Annotated in this window: 23 protein-coding genes, 4 tRNA genes and 1 riboswitch; of the genes, 15 read left to right on the top strand and 12 right to left on the bottom strand. The window is 62.4% G+C overall.

Features of this window, described 5'->3' with window-relative positions; genetic code table 11:
- Positions 1-115: 115 nt before the first annotated feature.
- Positions 116-1,654, top strand: a complete 1,539-nt coding sequence (locus C8C89_RS24005; protein ID WP_133992971.1) for a hypothetical protein — start codon at positions 116-118, stop codon at positions 1,652-1,654.
- 169 nt (positions 1,655-1,823) lie between these two features.
- Here C8C89_RS24005 and C8C89_RS24000 read toward each other — a convergent pair.
- Both C8C89_RS24000 and C8C89_RS23995 read right to left on the bottom strand, forming a co-directional pair.
- A tRNA-Lys gene (locus C8C89_RS24000) sits at positions 1,824-1,899 on the bottom strand.
- 79 nt (positions 1,900-1,978) lie between these two features.
- Positions 1,979-2,054, bottom strand: a tRNA-Lys gene (locus C8C89_RS23995).
- 116 nt (positions 2,055-2,170) lie between these two features.
- Here C8C89_RS23995 and C8C89_RS23990 point away from each other — a divergent pair.
- A complete protein-coding gene (locus tag C8C89_RS23990; protein WP_101480277.1) occupies positions 2,171-2,629 on the top strand; it encodes a MarR family transcriptional regulator in 459 nt (152 codons plus the stop codon).
- Positions 2,626-4,125, top strand: a complete 1,500-nt coding sequence (locus tag C8C89_RS23985) for an MDR family MFS transporter (protein ID WP_243858219.1) — start codon at positions 2,626-2,628, stop codon at positions 4,123-4,125. The genes C8C89_RS23990 and C8C89_RS23985 overlap by 4 nt, the downstream gene beginning before the upstream one ends.
- Here C8C89_RS23985 and C8C89_RS23980 read toward each other — a convergent pair whose 3' ends face one another.
- Positions 4,126-5,214, bottom strand: coding sequence for an NADH:flavin oxidoreductase/NADH oxidase (locus C8C89_RS23980; RefSeq protein WP_133992969.1), 1,089 nt, complete (start codon positions 5,212-5,214; stop codon positions 4,126-4,128). It lies immediately after the preceding gene.
- 104 nt (positions 5,215-5,318) lie between these two features.
- Between C8C89_RS23980 and C8C89_RS23975 the strand changes: the two genes are divergently transcribed.
- A complete protein-coding gene (locus C8C89_RS23975; protein ID WP_133992967.1) occupies positions 5,319-5,660 on the top strand; it encodes a helix-turn-helix domain-containing protein in 342 nt (113 codons plus the stop codon).
- A 121-nt stretch (positions 5,661-5,781) separates the two neighbouring features.
- Entirely contained in the window at positions 5,782-6,912 is a 1,131-nt protein-coding gene (locus C8C89_RS23970; protein ID WP_133992965.1) for an acyltransferase, read from the top strand.
- Between the two features lie 110 nt (positions 6,913-7,022).
- On the opposite strand, the gene C8C89_RS23965 is transcribed toward C8C89_RS23970, so the two are convergent.
- The 9 genes from C8C89_RS23965 to ybgC all read right to left on the bottom strand — a co-directional run bounded on the left by C8C89_RS23965 (position 7,023) and on the right by ybgC (position 12,735).
- A tRNA-Lys gene (locus C8C89_RS23965) sits at positions 7,023-7,098 on the bottom strand.
- Positions 7,099-7,187: 89 nt separating this feature from the next.
- Positions 7,188-7,263 (bottom strand) — tRNA-Lys (locus C8C89_RS23960).
- Positions 7,264-7,330: 67 nt separating this feature from the next.
- The gene (ybgF, locus tag C8C89_RS23955; protein ID WP_101480280.1) at positions 7,331-8,089 is read right to left on the bottom strand and encodes a tol-pal system protein YbgF; all 759 of its coding nucleotides are present in this window, start codon (positions 8,087-8,089) and stop codon (positions 7,331-7,333) included.
- Between the two features lie 135 nt (positions 8,090-8,224).
- Positions 8,225-8,746, bottom strand: a complete 522-nt coding sequence (pal, locus tag C8C89_RS23950) for a peptidoglycan-associated lipoprotein Pal (RefSeq protein WP_101480281.1) — start codon at positions 8,744-8,746, stop codon at positions 8,225-8,227.
- A gap of 43 nt (positions 8,747-8,789) precedes the next feature.
- Positions 8,790-10,067, bottom strand: coding sequence for a Tol-Pal system beta propeller repeat protein TolB (gene tolB, locus C8C89_RS23945; RefSeq protein ID WP_101480282.1), 1,278 nt, complete (start codon positions 10,065-10,067; stop codon positions 8,790-8,792).
- A complete protein-coding gene (gene tolA, locus C8C89_RS23940; protein WP_133992963.1) occupies positions 10,064-11,092 on the bottom strand; it encodes a cell envelope integrity protein TolA in 1,029 nt (342 codons plus the stop codon). The genes tolB and tolA overlap by 4 nt, the downstream gene beginning before the upstream one ends.
- Positions 11,093-11,140: 48 nt before the next feature.
- Positions 11,141-11,581, bottom strand: coding sequence for an ExbD/TolR family protein (locus tag C8C89_RS23935; RefSeq protein ID WP_242428498.1), 441 nt, complete (start codon positions 11,579-11,581; stop codon positions 11,141-11,143).
- 15 nt (positions 11,582-11,596) lie between these two features.
- Complete coding sequence (gene tolQ / locus C8C89_RS23930; RefSeq protein ID WP_046682323.1) at positions 11,597-12,286, bottom strand: protein TolQ; 690 nt, start codon at positions 12,284-12,286, stop codon at positions 11,597-11,599.
- A gap of 47 nt (positions 12,287-12,333) precedes the next feature.
- Positions 12,334-12,735, bottom strand: coding sequence for a tol-pal system-associated acyl-CoA thioesterase (gene ybgC, locus C8C89_RS23925; RefSeq protein ID WP_133992961.1), 402 nt, complete (start codon positions 12,733-12,735; stop codon positions 12,334-12,336).
- Positions 12,736-13,050: 315 nt separating this feature from the next.
- Positions 13,051-13,175, top strand: a riboswitch (ZMP/ZTP riboswitch).
- 111 nt (positions 13,176-13,286) lie between these two features.
- On the opposite strand from ybgC, the gene glyA reads away from it, so the two are divergent.
- From glyA to C8C89_RS23875, 10 genes are all read left to right on the top strand, one after another.
- Entirely contained in the window at positions 13,287-14,534 is a 1,248-nt protein-coding gene (glyA, locus tag C8C89_RS23920; RefSeq protein ID WP_101480285.1) for a serine hydroxymethyltransferase, read from the top strand.
- 145 nt (positions 14,535-14,679) lie between these two features.
- Positions 14,680-15,144 carry a transcriptional regulator NrdR gene (gene nrdR, locus C8C89_RS23915; RefSeq protein WP_102122546.1) on the top strand — a complete coding sequence of 155 codons (465 nt, stop codon included), beginning with the start codon at positions 14,680-14,682 and terminating at the stop codon, positions 15,142-15,144.
- Positions 15,145-15,364: 220 nt separating this feature from the next.
- On the top strand, positions 15,365-15,949 hold the full coding sequence (pilV, locus tag C8C89_RS23910) for a type IV pilus modification protein PilV (RefSeq protein WP_133992959.1): 585 nt from the start codon (positions 15,365-15,367) through the stop codon (positions 15,947-15,949).
- Positions 15,946-16,914: a PilW family protein gene (locus tag C8C89_RS23905; RefSeq protein ID WP_133992957.1), complete on the top strand. Its 969-nt coding sequence runs from the start codon at positions 15,946-15,948 to the stop codon at positions 16,912-16,914. Before pilV ends, C8C89_RS23905 begins: the two co-directional genes overlap by 4 nt.
- A gap of 81 nt (positions 16,915-16,995) precedes the next feature.
- Positions 16,996-17,583 (top strand): pilus assembly protein, encoded by a 588-nt coding sequence (locus C8C89_RS23900; protein WP_243858217.1) that lies wholly within the window; start codon positions 16,996-16,998, stop codon positions 17,581-17,583.
- Between the two features lie 5 nt (positions 17,584-17,588).
- Entirely contained in the window at positions 17,589-21,455 is a 3,867-nt protein-coding gene (locus C8C89_RS23895; protein WP_166674841.1) for a PilC/PilY family type IV pilus protein, read from the top strand.
- 84 nt (positions 21,456-21,539) lie between these two features.
- A complete protein-coding gene (locus C8C89_RS23890; protein WP_101480291.1) occupies positions 21,540-22,040 on the top strand; it encodes a type IV pilin protein in 501 nt (166 codons plus the stop codon).
- A 3-nt stretch (positions 22,041-22,043) separates the two neighbouring features.
- A complete protein-coding gene (locus C8C89_RS23885) occupies positions 22,044-22,613 on the top strand; it encodes a GspH/FimT family pseudopilin (RefSeq protein ID WP_243858215.1) in 570 nt (189 codons plus the stop codon).
- A gap of 35 nt (positions 22,614-22,648) precedes the next feature.
- Positions 22,649-23,749: a bifunctional diaminohydroxyphosphoribosylaminopyrimidine deaminase/5-amino-6-(5-phosphoribosylamino)uracil reductase RibD gene (gene ribD / locus C8C89_RS23880; RefSeq protein WP_101480293.1), complete on the top strand. Its 1,101-nt coding sequence runs from the start codon at positions 22,649-22,651 to the stop codon at positions 23,747-23,749.
- Positions 23,750-23,780: 31 nt separating this feature from the next.
- Positions 23,781-24,416, top strand: coding sequence for a riboflavin synthase (locus C8C89_RS23875; protein ID WP_101480294.1), 636 nt, complete (start codon positions 23,781-23,783; stop codon positions 24,414-24,416).
- The last annotated feature ends 16 nt before the right edge of the window (positions 24,417-24,432 follow it).

Raw genomic sequence — 24,432 nt, 5'->3', positions numbered from 1 at the left:
AAGAGGATTTCGTAGTGTTGATAATATGAAAGTTGTTTTTGAGATATTAGATGGTTGGTGATAGCATGACTGAAGAGATCTACCCCTGTCCTACATCCTATTAAGGAATTGAAAAATGAACGCAGCAGAGTACGCGGGACCATTCGCGTTTTTCCGTAGGCACTACAACGGTGATTATTCGTTGGGCCGGTCTTATTGGGTGAATACGCTTTTAGTATCGTTATTCGCACCGGCTATTGGGATAATGTTATTGCCTTGGCTTACTGAGGAGTTTCCCGCTCGCTACGGATCAATTGGTGTTTTGCTTCTGACAATCTTCGGTGTTTTAGCTTGGTTCTGGGCTGTGGCTGGGACTTGGGCATCGGCGGGGAAGCATGTTCAAAGCGGGGGTAAATCTGGTTGGGCAACGGTCGCAAAAGTGATGATTGTTTTGGGCGCTCTGAGGTTGTTTGGCGATATCGTCAATATCTTGCCCACCCTCCAAGAGCATGCTCGTGTCGCTAGCGGACAGCAGTTCGGGCCGAGCACGAAATTAGAGATGCGAGCTGATGGACGCTCCATTCTTCTATCTGGAGGAGTTAACGACGGAAGCGCTGAACAGTTAGACAAGGCTTTGCAGATCGCTCCTTCCATTACTACCGTCGTGCTTGCATCCGACGGGGGATGGATTCGTGAAGGAAAAATGGTGGCCGAAGTGATTCGCAAACGAGGGCTGAATACTTATGTCGAGGGAAGTTGCGCGTCAGCATGCACTATTGCGTTTCTTGCTGGTAAAGACCGTGCGGCTGCTCCTGTAGCAAGGATCGGTTTTCATGCTAGCCGTAGTATTGGTGCTGTCGCTAAAGCTGCGCCGGAAGAAACTGCAGAGCTACGGACAATTTATCGTGGAGCAGGACTACCTGAAACATTCGTGGACCAGGCGATCAATACTCCCAACGATAAGATGTGGTACCCCTCACACGATGTTTTGTTGTCGGCCGGTGTATTGACTCGGAGAAGCCTAGGAGGGGAAACGGCGGCGCTGTCTACAGTGGTTCGGTCAAAGGCAGGTCTTGCCGTAGATTTCAAAAAAGTCGATTTGTTTGCGTTGTTGGCTGAGAGGTCTCCGAAAGACTTTGACGCAGTAATTGAGGCGGCTTGGGGAAAAACTCAGCAGGGCGCGACCGACGCTGAGGTAACTACTGCTGCGCGGGCAGAACTAACTGCGGCACTTCCTAAATTTTTGCCGTTGGCTAGTGATAAGACCTTGGTAGCCTACCAATCATTGATGCAGGAAGAGCTTGAGGCTTTGCGCGATAGGGACCCCGCAGCTTGCGTTGAAATGGCATTCCCATCAGGGAAGCCTATGAGTATTCTTGGGAACTTGCCGCAGGAATTGATTAAGCGCGAGCTAATCCTAATGACGAACATGCTCCGAGAATACGACTCATCTCGCAGCATTAAGCTTAGTCAGCAAGTTATTGAACAGGTGGCGCAGCGCGCTGCGGCAAGCATGACTCAAGAGCAATTGCTGGTGTTTAGTGATGAAGATATTCGTAGGCAAAGCCGCCCCGCTTTATCATGTGACGCGGCTATCGCGTTTTTCGCGGGCCTGAATGCAATTCCTTTAGCTGAGCGAGGACACGCTATTCGAGTGATATACGCAGCACACTGAATAGTCTAGTCAGTAAGGCTGCCTAGCCTTTTCACTTATACGCTAAACAGCGAAATTCCATGCCTGATTGATAAGAATTGCAGGTTCCTTGATTCTTCGGAAGCGACCAGAGAGCGACCAGAAACAAAAAAGCCCACGAACCGAAATTCGTGGGCTTCTCTGAAGTATTTGGTAGGCCGTGCGGGATTCGAACCTGCGACCAACGGATTAAAAGTCCGCTGCTCTACCAGCTGAGCTAACGACCCAAAAACTTTGACTACTTGCTGCGGTAACACTGTGCGGTACGTGCTTGCCATGAAGGCAAGTAAGCGGACTGCAAATTCTTGGTAGGCCGTGCGGGATTCGAACCTGCGACCAACGGATTAAAAGTCCGCTGCTCTACCAGCTGAGCTAACGACCCAAGGGCGGCTATTATGACGGCCAAAGGCGGTTTTGGGAAGGGCAGGGGAGGAAAAAGCCTTGCATGGTCCTGATGCGCGGTCTAATATGGGTAGGTAGCCTACCTATATATATGCCATGTCCACTATCGAAGACCTTCCCATCCCCGAGCGCGCGCTGGCGCTGTCCGACGAATTGCGTACGGCGTTCAAGCGCTTGCTGCGTTCCATGCAGCGCGAAGGGGGCGAGCTGGAAGGCAGTGTATCGATGATGCAAACCATGCTGCTGGCGCTGATCCACGAGCAGCCAGGCATCGGCGTGGCAGCGCTGGCGCGGCTGCAGAATGTGCGCGGGCCCACCGTCAGCGCGCAAGTCAAGTCGCTGGCCGAAGCGGGGCTGGTCGAGCGCAGCGCACCCGATCCGCAGGACCGGCGCCGTTCCGGTCTGCAAGTGTCCGCGCAAGGCCTGGCCGTCCTCGAAACCTTGCGCGCGCGGCGCCGCGATGCGCTGGCGCGGCGCATCGCCCGCCTGTCGCCGCAACAGATCGATGCGCTGGCCGCCGCCATGCAGCCCCTGCTTGAGATAGGCCAGGCATGAGCGACCACGATCACGCCGCAGGCGCAGAAAAAGACGCGGCCAAACCCGTCACCGAGCGCGAAGTGCGCGCCATCTACCTGGGCCTGATGGCCGTGCTGGGCCTTGGTGCGCTGGACCAGAGCATCGTCGCCACGGCCTTGCCGCGCATCGTCGATGACCTTGGCGGCATGGCGCATCTGTCGTGGGTGGTCACGGCGTATGTGCTGGCGTCGACGGCCACCATGCCCCTGTACGGGAAGCTGGCCGACCAGTATGGTCGCCGCCCCATGATCTTTACGGCCCTGCTGACCTTTTTGCTCGGTTCCGTGCTGTGCGGGCTGGCGCAGAACATGACGGAGCTGATCATCTTCCGCGCCATCCAGGGCCTCGGCGCGGGCGGCTTCATGCCGCTGGCGCAAATCATCATCGGCGACATCGTGCCGCCGGCCGAGCGGGGCAAGCGCCAGGGCATGGTGCCCATCGTGTTTGCCGTCACCAGCGTGCTGGGCCCCGTGCTGGGCGGCGTCATTACGGATGCCTTGTCGTGGCACTGGATTTTCTATGTCAACCTGCCCATCGGCGCGGCCGCCTTTGTCATCATTGCGCGCGCCATGCGCAAGCCCGCACGCACCCATGCGCACAAGATCGACTACCTGGGTTCTGCCTTGCTGACGGGGGCCATCACGGCGGCTCTGCTGGTGCTGGCGCTGGGCGGCACCGAGTGGCCGTGGGACTCGCTGGCCATCAAGGTGTGCGGTGGCGTCGCCCTGCTGCTGGGCGCCTGGCTGGCCTTCCACGTGGGGCGGGTGGATGAACCCGTGCTGCCGCCCGACCTGTTCGAGAACCGTACTTTCAATATCGCCAGCCTGGTGATGGCCATGACCTTCATGGGCCTGATGGGCGCCAGCGTCTTCTTCCCCCTGTTCTTCCAGCTGGTGATGGGCGCCAGTCCCGCCGAATCGGGCGTGATGACGGTGGCCATGATGGTGGGGCTGGTGGCCTCGTCGATGTTCAACGGCCGGGTGTTGTCGCGCTCGGGCAAGTACAAGATGGTGCAGGTGGCGGGGCTGGCGGTGGCGCTGGTGGCGTTTGCCGTGCTGGCCTGGGCCATGGCAACGTCGCGCGGTTACTGGATCATCGAGCCGGCCATCTTCTTCCTGGGCACGGGGCTGGGACTGGTGATGCCGAACATGACGATCGCCGTGCAAAATGCCTTGCCCCTGGCGCGCCGTGGCGTGGGCACGGCCATGCTGGCCTTTTTCCGCTCGCTGGGAGGCTTGCTGGGCGTGACGGCGTCCGGCGCCATCCTGGCGCACCAGCTGCACCAGCATGGCGTGGAAGCCGTCTCGGCGCTCGGTGCGCACGCGGCGTCGCAGACGGTGGAAGTGTATCGCCACGCGATCGCCAGCGTGTTTGGCGCCGGCGCCGTGCTGCTGCTATTGGGACTGGTCTTCCTGCTGTTCCTGCCGGAACTGCCCCTGGAGGGGCATCCGGCAACGGTCAAGGATGATGGATGATCAATAGCGTTCCAGCCAGTGCGCGTAGGGCGCGGGCAGGGTCCACGAGGCGCGCTCCACGCCGAGTTCCTTGGCGGCAAAGTATGCCCAGTGCGGATTGGTCAGGTGCGCCTTGCCGACCATCACCACGTCCAGCTGTTCTTCCTTGACGACACGCTCGGCGATGGCCGGCGTGCCGAAGCCCCAGGCGGACGAGACGGGCACACCTGCTTCGCGGCGGACTCTTTCTGCAATCGGGCCCATGAAGGCGGGGCCCCACGGAATCGATACGTCGGGAATCGTGAAGCCCATGCTGACGCTGAGCATATCCATGCCCGCATCCTTGAACTGGCGCACCAGGCCTATCGATTCGAGCAGGGTTTGCTCGTCGCGGCCGTCGAATTCCAGCACGCCAAAGCGGATCGTCAGCGGCAGGTGCTCGGGCCACACTTCACGCACGGCTTTCAAGGTTTCCAGCAGGAAGCGGCTGCGGTTTTCCACGCTGCCGCCATAGATGTCGTCGCGCTGGTTCGAGTGGGCGGAAAAGAAGCTTTGCGCCAGGTAGCCGTGGGCGAAGTGCAGTTCCAGCCATTCGAAGCCCACTTCGCGGGCGCGCACGGCGGCGTCGACGAAGTTCTGGCGCACGCGGGCGATATCATCGAGGTCCATGGCGCGCGGCACTTTCGGCAGGCCGCCGCCAAAGGCAATGGCGGACGGGGCGATGGTTTGCCAGCCGCGTGTATCACCTTCAGCGATATGGTCATCGCCTTCCCATGGGCGGTTGGCGCTGGCCTTGCGGCCCGCGTGGGCGATCTGGATGCCGGGCACGGAGCCGGCCGCCTTGATGGCTTTCACGACAGGCACGAAAGCTTGCGCCAGATCATCGTTCCAGATGCCCGTGCAGCCGGGCGTGATGCGGCCTTCTGGCGCCACGGCCGTCGCTTCGACGATTACCAGTCCCGCGCCGCCACGGGCCATGCCCGCGTAATGCGACAGGTGCCAGTCATTGACCTGGCCATCGACGGCCATGTACTGGCACATGGGCGGCACGGCGATGCGGTTGCGCAGGGTGATATCTTTAAGACTGAATGGCTGGAAGAGGGCGGACATGGTGGCCTTTGTGTGTTGGTGGAGAGGTAGATAAATGCTGATTCGGTAGTTCGTAAATATTCGAAGAATGGAATTAGTATAGCGCATGCTGTATGATTCTGCTCATGCGTCCACACAAACATCCCTCCGCCAGCGAATTCGTGCTCGAAAGAGTGCTGTACGCCTTGAGCGATTCCATCCGCCTCGACATCGTGCGCCACCTGGCCAGAGTTGACGCGGCCGCTTGTGGCGACCTTGATGGCGGACGGCCGAAGTCGACTGTCTCGCACCATTTCAAGGTCTTGCGCGAAGCTGGCCTGGTCTACACGGAAAACGCGGGCACGACGCACATGAACACCCTGCGCCGCACCGATATCGAGAGCCGCTTCCCCGGTTTGCTCGATGCCATCCTGGCGCAGCAGCCATTGTCCGCCGAGGCGCCGGAGGCGGGCGGGCAGGGAGTCTAGCTGCCTGCCGTGCCCCGCCATCTTCCAGGCTCGGCTATCATATCGGCCTTTCGGTAAATCCTCAGCCGCGTGCCTGTTGCGCGATGGCTGGCGACACTACCTGGCATGGCAAGGGATGGGAATGACGGCAGTAGCATCGGTATCACAGGCGGACCTGGCAAATCGTCCGCAGTTTGGCTGGATCAATGGTTTGAAAGCGGGCGCGGCGCAGTTGATCGTGTTGCACCACCTGGCGTTTTACGGGCCGATGTCTGACTATGTGCAGCCCCTGTGGCCCGCATTGCTGGACTGGCTGGGCGGCAGCGCGCGCATCGCCGTGCAAGTGTTTCTCGTCATCGGCGGCTTTCTCGTCGCCAAATCCCTTTCGCCCGCCGGCCGCCCCGGCATCGCCTCGCCGCTGCAGGCGATCTGGCGCCGCTATGCCAAGCTGGCGCCGCCTTTCCTGGCTGCCACCTTGCTTGCCGCCGTCATTACGCCTGTGGCTGGTATCTGGATGCTGCATGATTCCATGTCGGCCGCCGTCACCCTGGGCCAGCTGAGCGCCCATGCCTTGCTGCTGCATGGCGTGCTGGGCTATGAATCGCTGTCGGCCGGCGCCTGGTACGTGGCCATCGATTTCCAGCTATACCTGCTGACGGTATCGCTGCTGTGGCTGGGCGGCCGCCTGGCGGGCCAGCGGCGCATGGGCTGGCTGATGCCGCTGGCCGTTACATTGGGTATCACCTTTTCCCTGCTGTACTTCAATCTCGATGCGGGCTGGGACAACTGGGCGCCGTATTTCTTCGGCAGCTACGGCCTCGGCATGCTGGCCTGGTGGGCCAGCGACCCGGCCCGCAAGCCCGGTTCCATGACCGCGCTCATGGCGATGGCCGCCGTGCCCGTGCTGCTGGCCCTGGCCGTCGACTACCGCAGCCGCATCGCCCTGGCGCTGATCGTCGCCTGCGTCCTGTTCCTGTTTGGCCGTGCCCGCACGCCTGCGCAGGGCGGCGCCTGGCATATCATCAATACTCTGGGCCGCATCTCGTATGCCGTGTTTCTCGTGCACTTTCCCGTCAGCCTGCTGGTCAATGCCTTGTTTACCGCCTATGTCCCATTGGAGCCGGCCTGGCAGGCGCTGGGCATGCTGACGGCCTGGGGCGCCAGCATGGTGGCCGGTGCGGCGTTTTACCGCTGGGTGGAGGTGCCGCTGGGGCGGTTGATGGGCAGTGTGGTGGCGCATCTGGCGGGGAGGCCGGCATGGGTATCGCGTTAAGGTCGACGCTGTCGAGTGCCGATCGCGCTCGCCTTCTGAAATAATGCTGCCTGTTTCTATTCTGAAAAACAAAAAAGCCAACCGCGAACGGTTGGCTTCTTCATAGTATTTGGTAGGCCGTGCGGGATTCGAACCTGCGACCAACGGATTAAAAGTCCGCTGCTCTACCAGCTGAGCTAACGACCCAAAAACTTTTTACAACAACTTCGGTAACACTGTGCCGTAAAAAAATGCTTGCTATAACAACTCGCAAGCAGATCAGTACTGCGTATTCGTGGTAGGCCGTGCGGGATTCGAACCTGCGACCAACGGATTAAAAGTCCGCTGCTCTACCAGCTGAGCTAACGACCCGAAGAAGAAAGATTATAGGGGGTGCCCGGGATTCTGTCAAACCTAACGGGCAACTTTTTCCCCGGTTTTACTTTTTGCCGCCCCGTTCCTTCGCTGCCTGGGCGGCGCTGGAGTCAGGGTAGCGCGAGATCAGGGCGTTCAGCGTCTTGGTCGCGTTCGACTTGTCTTTCAGCTCCGTGTAGCAGCTGGCGATGTTGAGCATGGCGTCGGGCGCCTTCGGGCTGTCCGGATAATGCTTCAGCACGGCCTGCTGGGCCGTGATGGCGCTCTTGCAGTCACGCTGGGCGTAATAGGCATTTCCCAGCCAGTATTGCGCATTGGCCGCGTAGGCCGATTCCGGATAGCGTTTCACGAAGGCGTCCAGTGCCGTGACAGCGCCCTTGTAGTCGCCCGACTTGAACAGGCCGAACGCGGACTCATACGAGCTTTGCTCGGAGACGCCTACGGCCGCTTCCTGGCCATCGATGGTGACCTGGCGCGGCTCCAGTTTGCGCAGGCGCGCGTCGATGTCGGTGTAGAAATCCTTCTGGCGCTTTTGCGTGTTCGCCAGGTCGTTGCCCAGTACTTCGATCTGGCCGCGCAGGCGGGCGATCTCTTGCATGGTCTGGTCGTGCTGGTTGAGCAGGCTCAAGGTGCTGGTCTTGTCCGCCTTGGTGTCGATGCGGCCGTTCAGGTCGCGCGCCATGGCGTCCACCTTGGCGCGCAGCTCCAGGATGGCCTTGCGCGCTTCGTCGTCGTCGAACAGGGCGGCGTTGGCGTGCAGGGGCAGGTAGGCAAACGCGGCCATCAAGGCGGCGGCGACGCCGGCTTTCGAGAATGTCATCATGGGTCGGGCTTTCAAAGGTTACGCAAAACATGCAAACGGGGCGCCGGGCGGTGAATCACCGCGCTGCGCCCCATTATTATGCCTATGACTGGCCAGTTAGGTAAGCGTCAATGCTGCAGCGCTCACCCATGAACATCAATAAACGATGTCAGCGCGGCGGTTTTCAGCCCATGCTGCTTCGTTGCTGCCTTGTGCTTTAGGCTTTTCTTTGCCCAGCGACACGGCTTCCATTTGGCCTTCTGGCACGCCCAGGGCGGCCATCGACTTGCGCACGGCTTCAGCACGTTTCTGGCCCAGGGCCAGGTTGTACTCAGCGCCACCGCGTTCATCGGTGTTACCTTGGATCAGGATCTTGCGTGCCGGGGTTTTTACCAGGTAGGCGGCGTGGTTTTGCACGACTGGGGTGTCCGCTTCGCGCACGACGTATTTGTTGAAGTCGAAGTAGATGCTGCGGTTAGCCAGCACGCCTTTTGGATCGTCCAGTGGATCGACCGATGCGGTCGTTACTGGCTGAACTTGACGGGTGTCAACTGGAGCTGCGACTTTTTCAGGAGCGCGCTCAACCACTGGGGTCTCTGCGACTTTGACTGGGGTGCTGCAGGCGGACAGCAGGGCTGCGGTAGCGGCGATGAAAGCCAAACTTTTAAAGTTACTCATTTTTATTCTCCGGGTCATGGTTAAAGGTGAAACTGTACAGCATTTACTTCATAAAAGGACCCCAGGTGGGCTCCTTGATATTGCCAGCTTGCGTAGTCAAACGCTGTTTGACGCGGCCATCCACCGATACCACTGCCAGCGACTTGCGTCGTCCGGATTCGGTCGCGTACATAATATATTTCCCGTTGGGCGAAAAGCTCGGTGATTCGTCGTTGGCGGTGTCCGACAGACGCAGTTCCTGGCCACTAGCCAGGTCGAGCGCGTAGAGCTGGAAATTGCCGTCGCGACGGGAAATATAAGCGAGAGTCTTCCCGTCGGATGAAATCCGCGGGCTGATGTTGTAGGAGCCGCCAAACGTCACGCGCTTGGCTTCGCCGCCGCTGACCGACATGCGATAGATTTGTGGTCCGCCGCTGCGATCGCTGGTGAAGTAAATGCTTTGTCCATCGGCCGAGAACTGAGGTTCCGTATCGATGCCGCTGCTGTTGCTGACGCGGCGCAAGCCGCTGCCGTCGGCATTGACGGTATAGACCTGGGTATGGCCATCGCGCGACAGGGCCACGGCAAGGCGCGAACCGTCCGGGCTCCAGGTGGGCGCAGAATTGCTGCCTTTTTCATTCGATACGATGGTGCGCTGGCGCGTCACCAGATTTTGCACGTAAACGATGGGCTTTTTCTTTTCAAACGACACATACGCCACCTTGGTGCCATCCGGCGACCACGATGGCGAAATGATAGGCTCATTCGAGCGCAGGGCGACCTGGATGCCTTCGCCATCGGCGTCGGCCACTTCCAGGCGGTATTCGCGGCCCGATTGCGTGACGTAGGCGATGCGCGTGGCGAATGCGCCTTTGACGCCCGTCAGCTTCTCATAGATGTCATCGGCAATTTTGTGCGCCAGCAGGCGGTTGAACTGCGGCGCGGCCGCATTGTTCATGCTGGAGATCTGGGTGCCCTTGATTGTGTCGAACAGCTTGTAGCGCACGTCCAGGCGGCCATCGGCCATGCTTTGCACGGTGCCGGCTGCCAGCGCGTCTGCGCCGCGCGACTTCCATTGGTCGTAGCTGACGGGCGCCGTTTCCGACACGGGCGCATCGGCGTCGATCAGCTTGAACACGCCGCTGCGTGCAAGGTCGGCCTTGATGATGCCCGACAGCGATTGCGGCGCCGCCGATTCATTGACAAAGCTGGCGACAGCTACCGGGATCTGGTTGCTGCCGATCCCTGTAATCTCCACGCGCAGCTGCGCCTGGGCGCCAGAGGCTCCCAGCATCAGGCCGGCACAGAGCACGACATAGCTCATTTTTTTCATGGTCATCATTTAGGCAAATCCTTCATCTCGAATATGAGTTCAATCTCGCGTTCCACGGTGCCGTCTTTTTTCTTCGGCAGTGGCGACGATTTATTAATGGCGTTTTCCACCGAGCTGTCATACGCCGGCAGGCCGCTACTTTTAATCTTTCGGACCGAAATAATTTCCCCAGTTGGCAGTTGCTCGATCTTGAACACGGCGCGCGGGTTGCCCGGCACGTCCGTGCTACCGCTGTACGCGATATTGCTCTTGATCTTGCTCGTCAGGGCAGCGACATAGCCGCTGTCCTTGCGCGGCGCGGTCGCTTTCTCGGCCGTGCCCGTTGTGCCATTGCCTGCCTGCGCCATCATCCGCTTCATATCATCGGCACGGATTTTGGCGGCGGCGGCATTTTCCGCCGCCGCTTTCTTGGCTTTGGCTGCTTTTTCCGCCGCCGCTTTTTTATCGGACAGTTCTTTCTCGGCTTTTTCTTCCGCCGCTTTTTCTTTCTCTTTGGCTTCTTTGGCTTCTTTGGCTTTCGCCAGTTTGTCGACCTTTTCTTTTTCCAGCTTTTCAGCCTTGTCTTTTTCTTTCTGCTTCTGTTTCTCCAGTTCGCGCTTTTCTTCCTCGCGTTCCTTCAGTTCCTGCTTGCGGCGCTCTTCCGCTGCCGCTTTCTCTTTTTCTTCTTTCAGCTTGGCCTTCTTGCGTTCCAGGGCGATCTCCGCCTCGCGCAGGTCGACCTTCGGCTCGGGTGCTGCCACCGGCGGCGGTGGCGGCGGGGCCGGCTGTTCCACTTGCGGTTCCGGTGGCGGCGCCGGTGTCGGCTCCGGTTCCGTCGCCACGTCGGGCGGCGGCGCTGCCGTCTGCACTTTCAGGTCCCACACTTCCGCTTCGACGGCGACGGGTTCCGTATTTTGCCAGTGTACGCCCACCCACAGGAAAAACAGCAGGCCAAGGTGCATCGCCAGCGCCAGGCCCAGCGAGGGCCAGCGGCTGCGTTCGCGCGGCACGCTGTAGGGCTTGCCGAGTACATGGTCGATTTGTTTGGTCTGCAAAGTCTAGTCTATCTAAAAACGGTCAAGTCTGGAAACAGGATGCTGTGCTTACTTGGTGGCCAGGCCGACGCGGGTAATGCCCATTTTTTTCGCTTCCGAAATGAGCTGGATCACATCGTCGTACTTGCTTTCCTTGTCGCCCGCAATCATCACGGGATAGTCGGGATTGCTCTCGTGCAAACCGCGCAGCTTGCGCAGCAGGGCGTCGCGGTTCGGTTCCGTTTCCGGCGACAACTGTTCCTTGCCGATGACGCCGATCGACAGCGAACCATTCGGTTTGAGCACGATCTGGATATAGTCATCGGGCGGCTTCGCCGACCTTTCCGCGTTGGGCAAGTTCACCACGCTGGGATTGTTCGACGACGGCATGACCATGAAGATGATCAGCAGCACCAGCATCACGTCGATGTACGGCACGACGTTGATCTCGGACTTGAACTTGCGGCCACGGCCGCCGCGCATGCCGCCGCTATTGAATGAGGAACCCATGAACGCTGCTCCCTCTTAGCGCGACTGGCGCTGCAAGATGTTGGAGAATTCCTCGACGAAGCTCTCGAAACGGATCGCCAGGCGGTCGATGTCATGCGAAAAACGGTTGTAGGCGACGACGGCGGGAATTGCCGCGAACAGGCCGATGGCGGTGGCGATCAGCGCTTCGGCAATGCCGGGCGCGACGGCGGCCAGGGTGGCTTGCTGCACGTTGGCCAGGCCGCGGAAGGCGTTCATGATGCCCCAGACGGTACCGAGCAGGCCGATGTAGGGCGAGACGGAACCGACGGAAGCGAGGAAGGCCAGATGCGATTCGAGCACGTCCATTTCACGCTGGAAGGCGGCGCGCATGGCGCGGCGGGCACCGTCGAGCACGGCGCCCACGTCCAGCGCTTCGCGCGAACCATAGGATGCCTTGCCCTTGATGAATTCGCCCATGCCGGCGTCGAAGATGCGGGCCAGCGCGCCGCTCTGGTCGCGGTTGCCGCTGGCGTTTTGATGCAGCGCATGCAGGTTGCCGCCGGCCCAGAAGCTGCGTTCGAATTCGATGGTTTGCTTGCGCGCCTGGCGCACGGCAAACATCTTGCGGAAAATGTAGGTCCAGCTGGTCAGGGAAATCAGCAGCAGCAGGGCCATGATCAGTTGCACGATCAAATGGGCATTGGTGATGAGCGCGAGGAAAGAAAGATCTTGTGTAACGTTCATTGGCTGGCAGTCTGTTGGGTGAATTGTCCGGGGGTGGCGGGTAGGGCTCAGGCGGCGCGCATGCGGGCCGCCACTGCATCAGGCACGGCGCGCGGGCGCAATGCCGAGTCGACGCAGCCGATCTTGACGCGGGCCGTGTTCAGCAGGCGCTCGCCGCACCAGGCTTGTTGCAGGAAAACGATGGAGGCGCGCCCCATCTTTTCTATGCTTAAGGTTAATCTTACCGTGTCATCGAGCCTGGCTGGCGCATGATAGTCGGCGTTGACGCTTTTGACAACGAACATCGCGTCGTGCTGTTCCAGCAGCTCCTGCTGGCCCACGTCGATGGCGCGCAGCCATTCGGTACGCGCACGTTCGAAGAATTTCAGGTAATTTGCGTAATAGACGATGCCGCCGGCGTCGGTGTCTTCATAGTAGACACGTACGTTCCAGGTAAAGACTGAAGGCATGTTTATTGCGCCAGTAGTGAGATTGAGCAACATTTTACGCGATTTTTCTTCTTGTGACGGTGGGCGCTTGCTGGAAAGCTATGCAAAAGCTGCATATAAGTTGCACCGCAGCATTGTAAATCGGGGGTGCATAATGGCAAGCTTCGTAACATACGCTTACATGCCGCAGCCAGGTTTAAGTTCAGCTTAAGAGCCGCAGGCACGCCCCGGGGCGGTCTGTGGCCATGCCCGGGCTGCGATGGCGCGCGGCGATTATAGCTGCACGGTTGCATTCCTTGCTCAATTTGGGCACTTAACTTACAATTTGATTTCCATTACGTCTCACGTGACTGGCGAAAAGTCGGGCGATCTCCCTGGATGGTGATCGGCAAACCGGCGAAAGGTGGGCACCCACCGGGAAACGTGAGATTTTTCATCAGCCGTTCGCCTGGGTAGCCACTATGGAAAAGCACGAAGAGGCTGCCTGTCCAATGTTGTTATTCAATTAACGCCGGCTCCCCTCATTCGATCCAACCTGCCAGTACAAGCACCCTCATCCTTGGAGTTTTTACATGTTTGCAAAAGATCACACCCTCGCCAACGTCGACCCTGAATTGTTCGCCGTCATTCAAAAAGAGAACACGCGCCAGCACGACCACATCGAACTGATCGCGTCGGAGAACTACACATCGCCGGCCGTAATGGAAGCGCAAGGCTCGCAGCTGACGAATAAATATGCCGAAGGCTATCCAGGCAAGCGCTACTATGGTGGCTGCGAATACGTCGACGTGGCCGAGCAACTGGCCATCGACCGTGTAAAACAGCTGTTCGGCGCCGAATGCGCGAATGTGCAGCCGAACTCCGGCTCGCAGGCGAACCAGGGCGTGTTCTTTGCCGTGCTGAAACCAGGCGACCTGATCATGGGTATGTCGCTGGCCGAAGGCGGCCACCTGACCCACGGCATGCCGCTGAACATGTCCGGTAAATGGTTCGACGTCGTATCGTATGGCTTGACGGCGGAAGAAGACATCGACTACGAGGCTATGGAGCGCCTGGCCCGCGAACGCAAGCCCAAGCTGATCATCGCCGGCGCGTCGGCGTTCTCGAAAAAGATCGACTTCGAGCGTTTCGGCAAGATCGCCAAGGAAGTGGGCGCCTACTTCATGGTCGACATGGCCCACTACGCCGGCTTGATCGCCGCCGGCCTGTACCCGAATCCGGTGCCGTTCGCCGACTTCGTCACCTCGACCACGCATAAGTCCTTGCGCGGCCCTCGCGGCGGCATCATCCTGATGAAGGCTGAACACGAAAAAGCCATCAACTCGGCCATCTTCCCTGGCATTCAGGGCGGCCCGCTGATGCACGTGATCGCCGGCAAGGCCGTCGCCTTCAAGGAAGCACTGAGCCCTGACTTCGTTGAATACCAGAAGCAAGTGGTCAAGAACGCCGACGTTCTGGCGAAAACCCTGATCAAGCGCGGCCTGCGCATCGTTTCCGGCGGCACCGAATCGCACGTCATGCTGGTCGACCTGCGCGCCAAGAACCTGACGGGCAAGGAAGCCGAAGCCATCCTCGGTTCCGCGCACATCACCTGCAACAAGAACGGCATCCCGAACGATCCGCAAAAACCTTTCGTCACCTCGGGCATCCGCCTGGGCAGCCCGGCGATGACGACGCGCGGTTTCAAGGAAGCGCAAGCGGAAGAAGTGGGCAACCTGATCGCCGACGTGCTGGACAATCCGCATGACGCCGCCACCATCGAGCGCGTGAAAGCGGCCGTGAAAGTGCTGGCCGATGCACACCCGGTGTACGCCGCGTAATTATTTGTCCAGAATGTGTCATACAGAGTAAGATTCTGTCTGACACATTCCAGTCGTGCCCAAGGGCGCCCGGAGTGATTCGGGCGCCCTTTCATTTAAGGGCGGCGATTTCCCGTAATTATTACTATAAAGTTGTAGCCAGCCCATGAAATGTCCATTTTGCCAGCACGGCGACACCCAGGTCCTCGATACGCGCGTATCGGAGGACGGGGATGCCATTCGGCGGCGCCGCCGTTGCGGTAAATGCGACAAGCGCTTCACCACCTACGAACGCATTGAACTTATCATGCCGGCCGTCGTCAAAAAGAATGGCAGCCGGACGGAGTTCGCTGCGGATAAGTTGCGCGGCAGTTTGATGCTGGCCTTGCGCAAGCGTCCCGTCGCGGCCGCCTCCGTGGATACGGCCATCGCTTCCATCCAGGAAAAATTGCTGACCAGCGGCTTGCGCGAAGTCGATTCCGGCTATATCGGCGAACTCGTCATGCAGGAACTCAAGCGCCTGGACAAGATCGCCTACATCCGCTTCGCCTCCGTCTACAAGAATTTCGAAGACCTGGCCGAGTTCCAGGATGCGATTGCCGAAGTGGGACAGGCGCGCAGCAAGCCCTGATGTCCCCTTATTGAAAACGGGGCCGGTCCTGCGCCCCGTGTTCATCACGCCAGCGTTCGCCTGGCAAGCGACCGATCAATCCCAACGCTGTTTTTCTCACCATATCGCCGTGCTGTTTGCGCTAGCGCAGACGCGGTTGTTTGCGCGCGCCTATCGTGTAAGTGGGCCGGGCGCCGGCGCGGCTCCCGTCCTGGTTACATTCTGTCGGCAGGAGAAGCTCATGCACAGTGGCACGCGTGGTCCCATGGATGGCAGCAGCCTTGTCGAGGTGCTGGTATCGCTGCTGCTGTTGGCGTTGGGCTTGCTGGGCGCCAGCATCCTGCAACTGAGTTCCCTGCGCGCGCGCCATGAGTCGGCGCTGTTGTCGGCGGGTGTGCAACTGGCCGCCGGCATGGCCGAACGCATGCGGGCGAACAGCGTGCTCATGCATGGCCCCGATGCGGGTAATCCCTACCTGAGCGTTGCCTACGCGGCGGAGGACGGCGCCGAGGCTGGCGGCGGCGCGCCCGGCTGCTTCGGCGCCGCCGTCTGCAGCGCGGCCGAGCTGGCGCAATTCGACATCGCCGAATGGAAACAGCAGCTGCAGTCGGCCTTGCCTGGCGCGCGGCTGCATATCTGCCGCGACCTTGCCGCGTGGGATGCCGCCGCCCAGGGTTTGCACTGGGCGTGCAGCGGCGGCAAGGGCGCGCCCATCATCATCAAGCTGGGCTGGCGCGGCAGGCAGGCCAATGGATCACCCGCAGTGAATGCGGCAGGCGAATCGTTGCCCAGGCTGGCATTCCAGCTTGGGGGAGGCGGCGCATGAACACTGTCTTGCGCGGGCATCGCGGCATGAGCCTGCTTGAATTGCTGGTGGCCCTGTCGCTGGGCGCGTTGTTGATGCTGGCGGCCAGTACCGTGCTGCTGGCTACCAGCGGCAGTTATGGTGAGCAGTCCGCCAGCGCGCGCCTGGATGACAATGGCCGCTATGCACTCGACACCATCGCCCGCGCCGTGCGCCAGACAGCGTATGTGAACTGGGACAGCAGCGCCGCGCCCGTCGCCCATGCGGATTACGACAGCGCGAGTATCGCCGGGCTCGACGCGCGTAGCCTGGGCAAGAACAGCGAAGGCATCAGCGGCGCGCTGCCCGACGCCGTGCAGGGCAGCGACGTGCTGGCCCTGCGCTATTACGGCGCCGGCAAGGAGGAGGGCGGCGACGGATCCGTGCTCAATTGCGCCGGCTTCGCCGTGGGCGCCGCGCAAACGGAGGCGCAGCGGGGCTGGAGTATTTTCTATGTGGCCCAGGGAGCCGATGGCGAAGGCGAGCTGCGTTGCAAATATCGCGGCGCGAACGGCTGGGGCGCGGACGCCATTATCCGCGGCGTCGACAGTTTCCAGGTGCTGTATGGCCTCGATACGGATACGCCGCCCGACGGCGTGGCGAACCACTATGTCAATGCCAGCGCGCTCGACGCCGACGATGCGGCGCTGGTGCTGGCGGGCGCGGATGCGGCCGCGCGCCAGCGCGATTTTTACCGGCGCACGCACTGGAAGCGCGTGGCCAGCGTGCGCGTGGCGCTGCTGTTGCATGGCGAGGCGGGCCAGGTGGACAAGATGGCGGAACTGGGACCGGCGCAGTTCGACCTGTTCGGCAAGGCTTATGCCGAAGCGCACGGCGCCGGCGACACGGGCGTGCGCATCGCGCGCGCGGCCTTGCCCGCAGCAACGCGCTCCAGGCTGCGGCAACTGGTGCAGACAAGCATCATGCTGCGCAACGGGCCGGCATAGGCGGGCGCCACCGTGGCTTGCATGGGCGTCCGTTGTTGTCCTGGCTGCTGCATTCCGGGCGCGCAAGGGCGTGGCGCCACCATGGTGTATGTGCTGTGCCTGCTTGTGATCATCTTGCTGCTGGGCATATCGGCGGCGCAGATGGCCTTGCAGGGCGAAAAGGCGGCACGCGGCGAGCGTGACCGGCAGATCGCGTTTCAGGCGGCGGAGGAGGCATTGGTGGATGCGCAAAACGATATCGAAGGCTTGCCTGGCGCGCCGGGCCGGGCAAGCCTCTTTGCGCCGGGCAGTGCGGCAGGGTTTGCCGCCGGCTGCGGCGAAGGGGGCGCACTGGGCCTGTGCCTGCCCGCGCCCGAGGATGCGCCGGCGCTCTGGCTGAGCATGGACCTCGATGGCGCGGACGCTGAAAGCCGTGCGGTACCGTATGGCCAGTTTACGGGCGCGGTCATGCAGACGGGGCAGGGTTTCCTGCCGTCTCGCCGGCCCCGCTACCTCATCGAACTGCTGCCGTTCCACCCGCCCGGCGCACAGGCAGCGGCAGTGGCCGGCGGCCTGGCCACGGAAAGCTATGTGTACCGCATCACGGCCATGGGGTTTGGCGCGCAAGAAAGCACGCAAGTCGTGCTGCAAAGCTACTACCGCAAAGAGGCGGCGGGAGCGGGGCCATGAGGGCTATGTGGTCTTTCTGCTTGATACTGCTGACTTGCCTGGCTATTGGCGCCGCTGTCGCGGCCCAGCCGACGGTGACGCTGGCGCGGGCCGACGCGGGCTTGCAGGGCGCCAGAGTGCCGCCGAATCTGTTGCTTAACCTGTCCTTCACGCATGCGGCCGCTGCGGCTGCGTACGGCAGCGACTATGCGCCGCAGCGCGAGTACGCCGGTTACTTTCATGCGCGCATGTGCTACAGCTATCCGTACCGCAGCAAGGACGGCGTCATGCTGCCGGACTTGCGCGTAGCGACCGCTTACTTCTCCGTGCTGAAACCGGCCGATGCGCTACACGGCTGCGGCGGCGATAGTTTCAGCGGCAACTTTCTCAACTGGGCCAGCGCCAGCATGCTCGACATCGTCCGTTACGCCCTGACGGGCGGCGACCGCGTCATTGACGAGGTGCGCAAGACGGTGCTGCAGCGCGCCTACCTGCCCGATGCCGACGGCCCCATCGACTATTTTGCCCATCCCACCTTTTTTCCGCGCAAGGTCTTGCATGCAGGCGTGGCGGCGGCGACGCCGTTTGCGCTGGCGCAACTGGCCATCGTGTCCTGCCGCAACCGCCTGCTGTTCGGCGATGCCAGCCTTGGCCAGCCCGCAGGTGGCAGTTGCGACGCGCCCGGCTTTGCTGCCACGCATGGCGTGTTTCTCGCGCGCGTGCGCGTTTGCGACGCCGATGAGGGGCCGCTGCGCGAGGATTTGTGCCTGGCATACGGCAAGAATTACAAGCCGGTGGGGGCCGTGCAGCGCCATGGCGGCAGGGTGCGCGTGGGCGTGTTTGGTCACTTGAACGGCACGCCCGCCAGCGCCGGTCCCGTGTATGGCGGCGTGCTGCGCGCGCCGCTGGCGCACGTTGGACGGCAGCGCTGGACGGCGCCCGACTATATGCCGCAAGACAACGCCGATGCCGAGTGGAATCCCGCCACTGGCGTCTATATGGCGCAGGCTGTGGCCCAGGGTGCGAGCCCTGGTGGCGGGGTGACCGCTTACATCAATGGCCTGGGCCGCAGTAATGCCGGGCACCCAGGTGCGTACGCCAGGGCGGCGCCGCTGGCTGAATTGCTGTATGAATCGCTGCGCTACTTGCAGGGGCGGCAAGCGAGTACCGCTGTGCCGCCTGCCAAGGCCGCGCCTGCCATCGATGAAGGCTTGCCGGTCGTGACGTATTGGAGCGACCCGCAATCGGCCAGCTGCCAGCGCCACATCGTCGTCAGCCTCGGCGATGCGGGCATGGCGGGCGACCGCTACGTGCCCGGCAATGTTCCGGCGACTCCCGCATCAAACGGCGACCGCGCACGCGCCGCCGATGGTTTTGCGCCGCCGCCGTTCGATGCGATGGCCTGGACGCATGCGGTGGGCAGCCTGGAAAGCAGTGGCGCGCAGGGTAATCCTGCGCCACGGACCGAACTGGCGGCACTGGAATTGCTGGCCGACGGGGCGGGCGGCGCCAGCTACCATGCTGCAGGGCTGGCCTACTGGTCGCATGTGCAGGCGCTGCGTCCTGGCGCCAGGAACGACGGCGTTGCAAAGGTCGAGCACTATGCGGGCGACTTGCGCCAGGGCGACCCCGCGGGCGTGTCCGCCGTCATGCCCGCCTCGACACCCTTGTTGCTGGTGGCCAAATATGGCGGCTTTCTCGATGCGAACGGCGACGCCAACCCCTACAAGAGCGCGACGGGCAACGCGCTGGAGGAGTGGAGCGTGGACGGCCGTTGGCCCTCACATTACTTGCCCGGCAGCGATCCGGCTGCCCTGATTGCGGGATTGCGGGCAGCTTTTGCGGCAGCCGACATGGGCAGCTTGCCGGCGACGCTGGCGGGGCCGGCCCTGATGGCCTTGGCCAGTGGCACGGAAGAGGCATACTGGTTCCAGACGCAGATGCGCCTGGCCGATGGCAGCATGAGCTTGTCGCGCACCGCGTTTGCCGTGGGTGCCGACGGCGCGCTGCTTCCCGGCAAACCAGGGTGGCGCGTTGGCGGCCAAGAGAAGTTGGTGCCGGATGGCACGCCCGTGTCCTTGCGTCCCGTCTACACGCTCGACGCCCGGGGCAGCCTGATGCCGCTGGCCTGGAACCGTCTCGACGCGGAACAGCGCGGCGCATTCGAAGGCGGCAATGGCCAGGCGGGCCAGGGAGAGGCGCGCCTGGCATATCTGCTGGGCAAGCGCACGCACGAGGTGGGCCAGCCGGGCGGCTTCCTGCGGCGCCGTTCAGGCAGCCTGGGTGCGGCGCCATATGGCAATCTGCTGTACGTGGGCGCGCCGGGGCTGGGCGTGCCGGGCGCCGGCTATGGCTTGCACCGCAAGTTGCTGCTGCAGCGTCGGAAAATGCTCTACCTGGGGGCCAACGATGGCTTGCTGCATGCGTTCGATGCGCGCACGGGCAGCGAATTGTTTGCCTATCTGCCGCAAGCGCTGCTGCACGCGGCGGCGGCCGCTGCGAGCACTCGCTACAGCCCCGGCCCGCTGCTCGATGGCGCGGCGGCCACGGCGGAAGTACAGGCATCGGGACGCTGGAAGACGGTGCTGGTGTCGGGCCTGGGTGGCGGAGCGCAAGGCGTGTTTGCGCTCGATATCACCGACCCGGCGCGCTTCGCGCAAGAAGGGGCGCTGTGGGAATTCACGGACCGCGACGACAAGCTGATGGGCAATGTGCGCGCGCCGCCCGCCTTTGCCCGTATCAATATGGGCGGCAAGGAGGGGGCGCCGGCTTTCCGCGATTTTGCCGTCGTCGCCAGCGGCTATAACAACCATGCGGACGACGGCAAGGACACGACGGCCCCCGCATCGGCCGCCGCCATCTTCCTGCTGGCGCTGGACAAGGCGCCTGGCACGCCCTGGCAATTGGGAAGTAATTACTTCCGGCTCAAGGTGCCCGTGGCCAGTGATGGCCATGGCGGCGATGCGGATGGGACGGTGGGCGCGGAAGCCGTGTCCCAGGCGCTGGGCCCGCCGGCCGTGGTGCCGGGCGCCGATGGCGAACAGGTTTATATCTATGCGGGAGATTTGCAGGGCAATATCTGGCGCCTCGGCATGGCTGGCGGGCCGCCGTGGAAGGAGGGACAGGCGCGCAAGCTGGTGTTTGTGGCGCGCGATGTGCAGGGCAGGCGCCAGCCCGTGACGCAGCGGCTGAATGTGGCGTATGCGCCCGGTGGCGGCTATGTGCTGCTGTTCGGCACGGGCAAGCTGGTCGAAGCGGCCGATACTTGGCCTTCCGCCTTTCTGCCGCAGTCGTTTTACGCCGTGCACGATGATTTGCGGGAGTCGTCCCACACACGCAGCCGGGCCGACCTGGAGCAGCGCAGCCTGGGCGAGGCGGTGGGCGGCGTGCGCGTCGACGGCGCCGAGTTGCGCTATACGGGCAGCGACGCCATGCGGGGCTGGTACCTCGATTTTCTCCATACCGCGCAGACGGGCGAACGCAGTGTCAACAGTCCCGTACTGGCTGCCGGCAAGGTGCTGTTCAATACCGTACTGCCGGGGCGCGACTCTTGCGTCAAGCCCGCCACGCGCCTGTATGTGCTCGATGTGCTGAGCGGTTTTGCCGCCGATGGCGCCGGTCTCGTGCAGGCGGGGGCACAGACAGGGCGCTTGTTCGATGGCCTGGCGCGCGCGCCGCCGCTGGCGTTGGAGCTGAACAGCACGGTGGGCGCCGTGACGGCGTCGGGGCGTGCCGAGGGGCGCAAGGAACTTGCCGTGCTGCAGCCTGGCTTGCCCGGCGCGGCCAGCGGGGTGGGGCTCAAGGTCGTCAGCGCGCCGCTGCCGGCCCGGCGCCTCAGCTGGCGGGAAGTGGCGAACTGGCGCGAATTGCACGAGGCGGCCAAGAAGAAATAGGCGCCGGCATGGCTGGCGTGCGGAAAGCTAAAGCGGTACTGGCTGGCGCAGCGGCTGGCACTTTTTTGGAGAGGGGGAGATCCCATGGGCGTGCTGGCAAGGCGGAATGAGCCCGCTGCAAACGGTGGCGCCCCTGCAGCCACCTTAGGCTTCAGCCTGATCGAACTGCTGGCCGCGCTGGCGATCATGAGCCTGCTGCTTGCGCTGGCCGTGCCCGCTTATCACGGCCATGTCGTGCGCGCCAAGCGGGTGCAGGGACAGGCGGCCCTGCTGCGGCTGATGCAGCAGCAGGAGCGCTATTATTCGCAAAACAATCACTATCTGGCCTTTTCTTCGGCGTCGCCGGCGACCCAGGCGCAAGCGTTTCCGTGGTGGTCCGGCGAAGGGGGGGCGCCCGGCAGCGCCTATGAAATCGAGGCGCTGGCCTGCCCCGGCTTGACGATCGGGCAATGCGTGCTGTTGCGGGCCATACCGGGCACGTCCAAGGTCGATGCGCGGTTCCAGGATGCCGATTGCGGCGTTCTCTCCTTGAACAGCACGGGCCAGCGCGGCAGCAGCGGTCCCGCCAGCCATTGCTGGCACTAGGCCATGGCCACGCATCAGCGCCCACGGTGGACAGGGCATACCTTGATCGAATTGCTGGCCGTGCTGGCGATGGCCGCGCTGCTGGCGGCCGCTGCCATGCCCGGCTTGCAGCATCTGCTGGCGCGCCAGCAGGTACGCGCGGCGGCCACGGACCTGTTTTCGGCCATCGAACTGACGCGGGCGCAGGCGATGGCGCGCAGACAGCGCGTACTGCTGATGCCGGCTGGACCAGGGGGCACGGACTGGGGCACGGGCTGGCTGGTCTTTATTGACCGCAATGCCAACCTGGCGTTCGACGACGGCGACGAATTGCTGTTTCGCCAGGGGCCGCTACCTGCAGGCATCACGGCGCAGTTCGCGTTTTCCTCGGCCACGGCGCCGTTTTATATCGCCTACAATGGCGCAGGACGCAGTTGCAGCGCGACCAATAGCCTGGCCGCGCGCTGGGGTACCTTGTCCCTGACTTTGGGAAAGCAGGTGCGCCATATTAAAATCAATATGCTGGGCAGGGTGCGTGTCTGTGACCCGCAGCAGCAAGCGGCCAATTGCAGCGGCGTGGCCGACAGTTCATAACCCGACTCACCTATCACTCACTATCAAAGAAGCCCGTGGAAATACTCAACGATATCGATGGCATGCGCCTGGCGCTGGAATGGGCTGCGCGCGGTTTATATACGACCTCGCCCAATCCCCGCATCGGCTGCGTGATCGTCAGGGATGGCCAGGTGATCGGCGCCGGCGTGACGCAGGCGGCGGGGCAGGATCATGCCGAGGTACAAGCCTTGGCGAATGCGGCTGCTCGCGGCAACGACGTGCGCGGCGCCACCGCTTACGTCACCCTGGAGCCGTGCAACCACCATGGCCGCACGCCGCCCTGCTCCGATGCGCTCGTGCGCGCAGGGCTGGGGCGTGTCGTGGCCGCCATGACGGACCCGAACCCGCTGGTGGCGGGGCAGGGGCTGGCCAAGCTGGAAGCGGCCGGCATCGCCGTCACCACGGGCGTGCTGGCTGACGAGGCGCATGAAATGAATATCGGCTTCTTTTCGCGCATGCAGCGTGGCAAGCCGTGGGTGCGCATGAAAACGGCGGCCAGCCTGGATGGCATGACGGCTTTGCACAACGGGCAAAGCCAGTGGATCACGGGGCCTGCAGCGCGTGCCGACGGCCATGCGTGGCGCGCGCGCGCCTGCGCCATCCTGACGGGCATCGGCACGGTCAAGGCGGACGATCCGCAATTGAACGTGCGCGCCGTCGAAACGCCGCGCCAGCCGCGCCGCATCGTCATCGACAGCCGGCTCGACATCAGCCTCGACGCGCGCATCTTGCAGGGCGGCGGCACCTGGATCGTGGCGGCCGTCGCCCATCCCGAGAAGGAAGCGCAGCTGCGCGCCCTGGGCGCGGAAGTCATCGTGCTGCCGAATGCGGCCGGCAAGGTCGACCTGGCCGCGCTGATGCTGGAACTGGGCCGCCGGCAATGCAATGAAGTCCACGTCGAGGCCGGCTCCAAGCTGAACGGCTCCTTGATCCGCGAAGGCTGCGTCGACGAGCTGCTGGTCTACCTGGCGCCCACCTTGCTGGGCGATGCGCAAGGCATGTTTGCCTTGCCCGCCTTGACGGATATCAAACAGCAGCGCACTTTGCAATTTCACCAGGTTCAGCAAGTGGGCGAAGATGTGCGTATCCTTGCCAGATTCGCCAAGCGCAATTAATACTTTCACACTTTTTATAGGGTATAGCTCCATGTTTACAGGAATTGTTGCCGCCATTGGCAAGATTGACACCGTGCAAGCACTCGAAGGCGGCCTCGATGCCGGCGTGCGCCTGACCATTCACGCGGGCGGCTTGCCGCTGGCCGACGTGGCCCTGGGCGATTCGATCGCCATCAATGGCGCCTGCATGACGGTGGTGGAAAAGTCGGACACGGGCTTTGCCGTCGATGTCTCGCGTGAAAGCCTCAATTGCACAGTGGGCCTCGATACGACCACGGAAGTGAACCTGGAAAAAGCCCTGACCCTGGCCGAGCGCCTGGGCGGCCACCTGGTTTCCGGCCACGTCGACGGCCTGGGCATCGTGCGCAAGTTCGAAGCCGTGGGCGAATCGTGGGAACTGGTCATCGAAGCACCGCACGAACTGGCGAAATACCTGGCCTTCAAAGGTTCCGTCGTCGTCAATGGCGTGTCCCTGACCGTCAACCGCGTGGAAGACCTGGGCGCGGGTGCCGTCAACGGCTGCCGCTTCTCGATCAACCTGATACCGCACACCATCGCCATGACGACCCTGAAACACTTGACGGTCGATGGCAAGGTCAACCTGGAAATCGACCTGATCGCCCGCTATGTCGAGCGCATGCTGTCGCTGGACAAGGCCGCCGCCTGACATGGCAGCGTAAAGG

This window comes from Janthinobacterium sp. 75, assembly GCF_004365495.1.
Taxonomy (GTDB): Bacteria; Pseudomonadota; Gammaproteobacteria; order Burkholderiales; family Burkholderiaceae_D; genus Janthinobacterium.
Note: the sequence above shows the minus strand (reverse complement) of the source record. Positions and strands in the feature narration are given on the sequence as shown.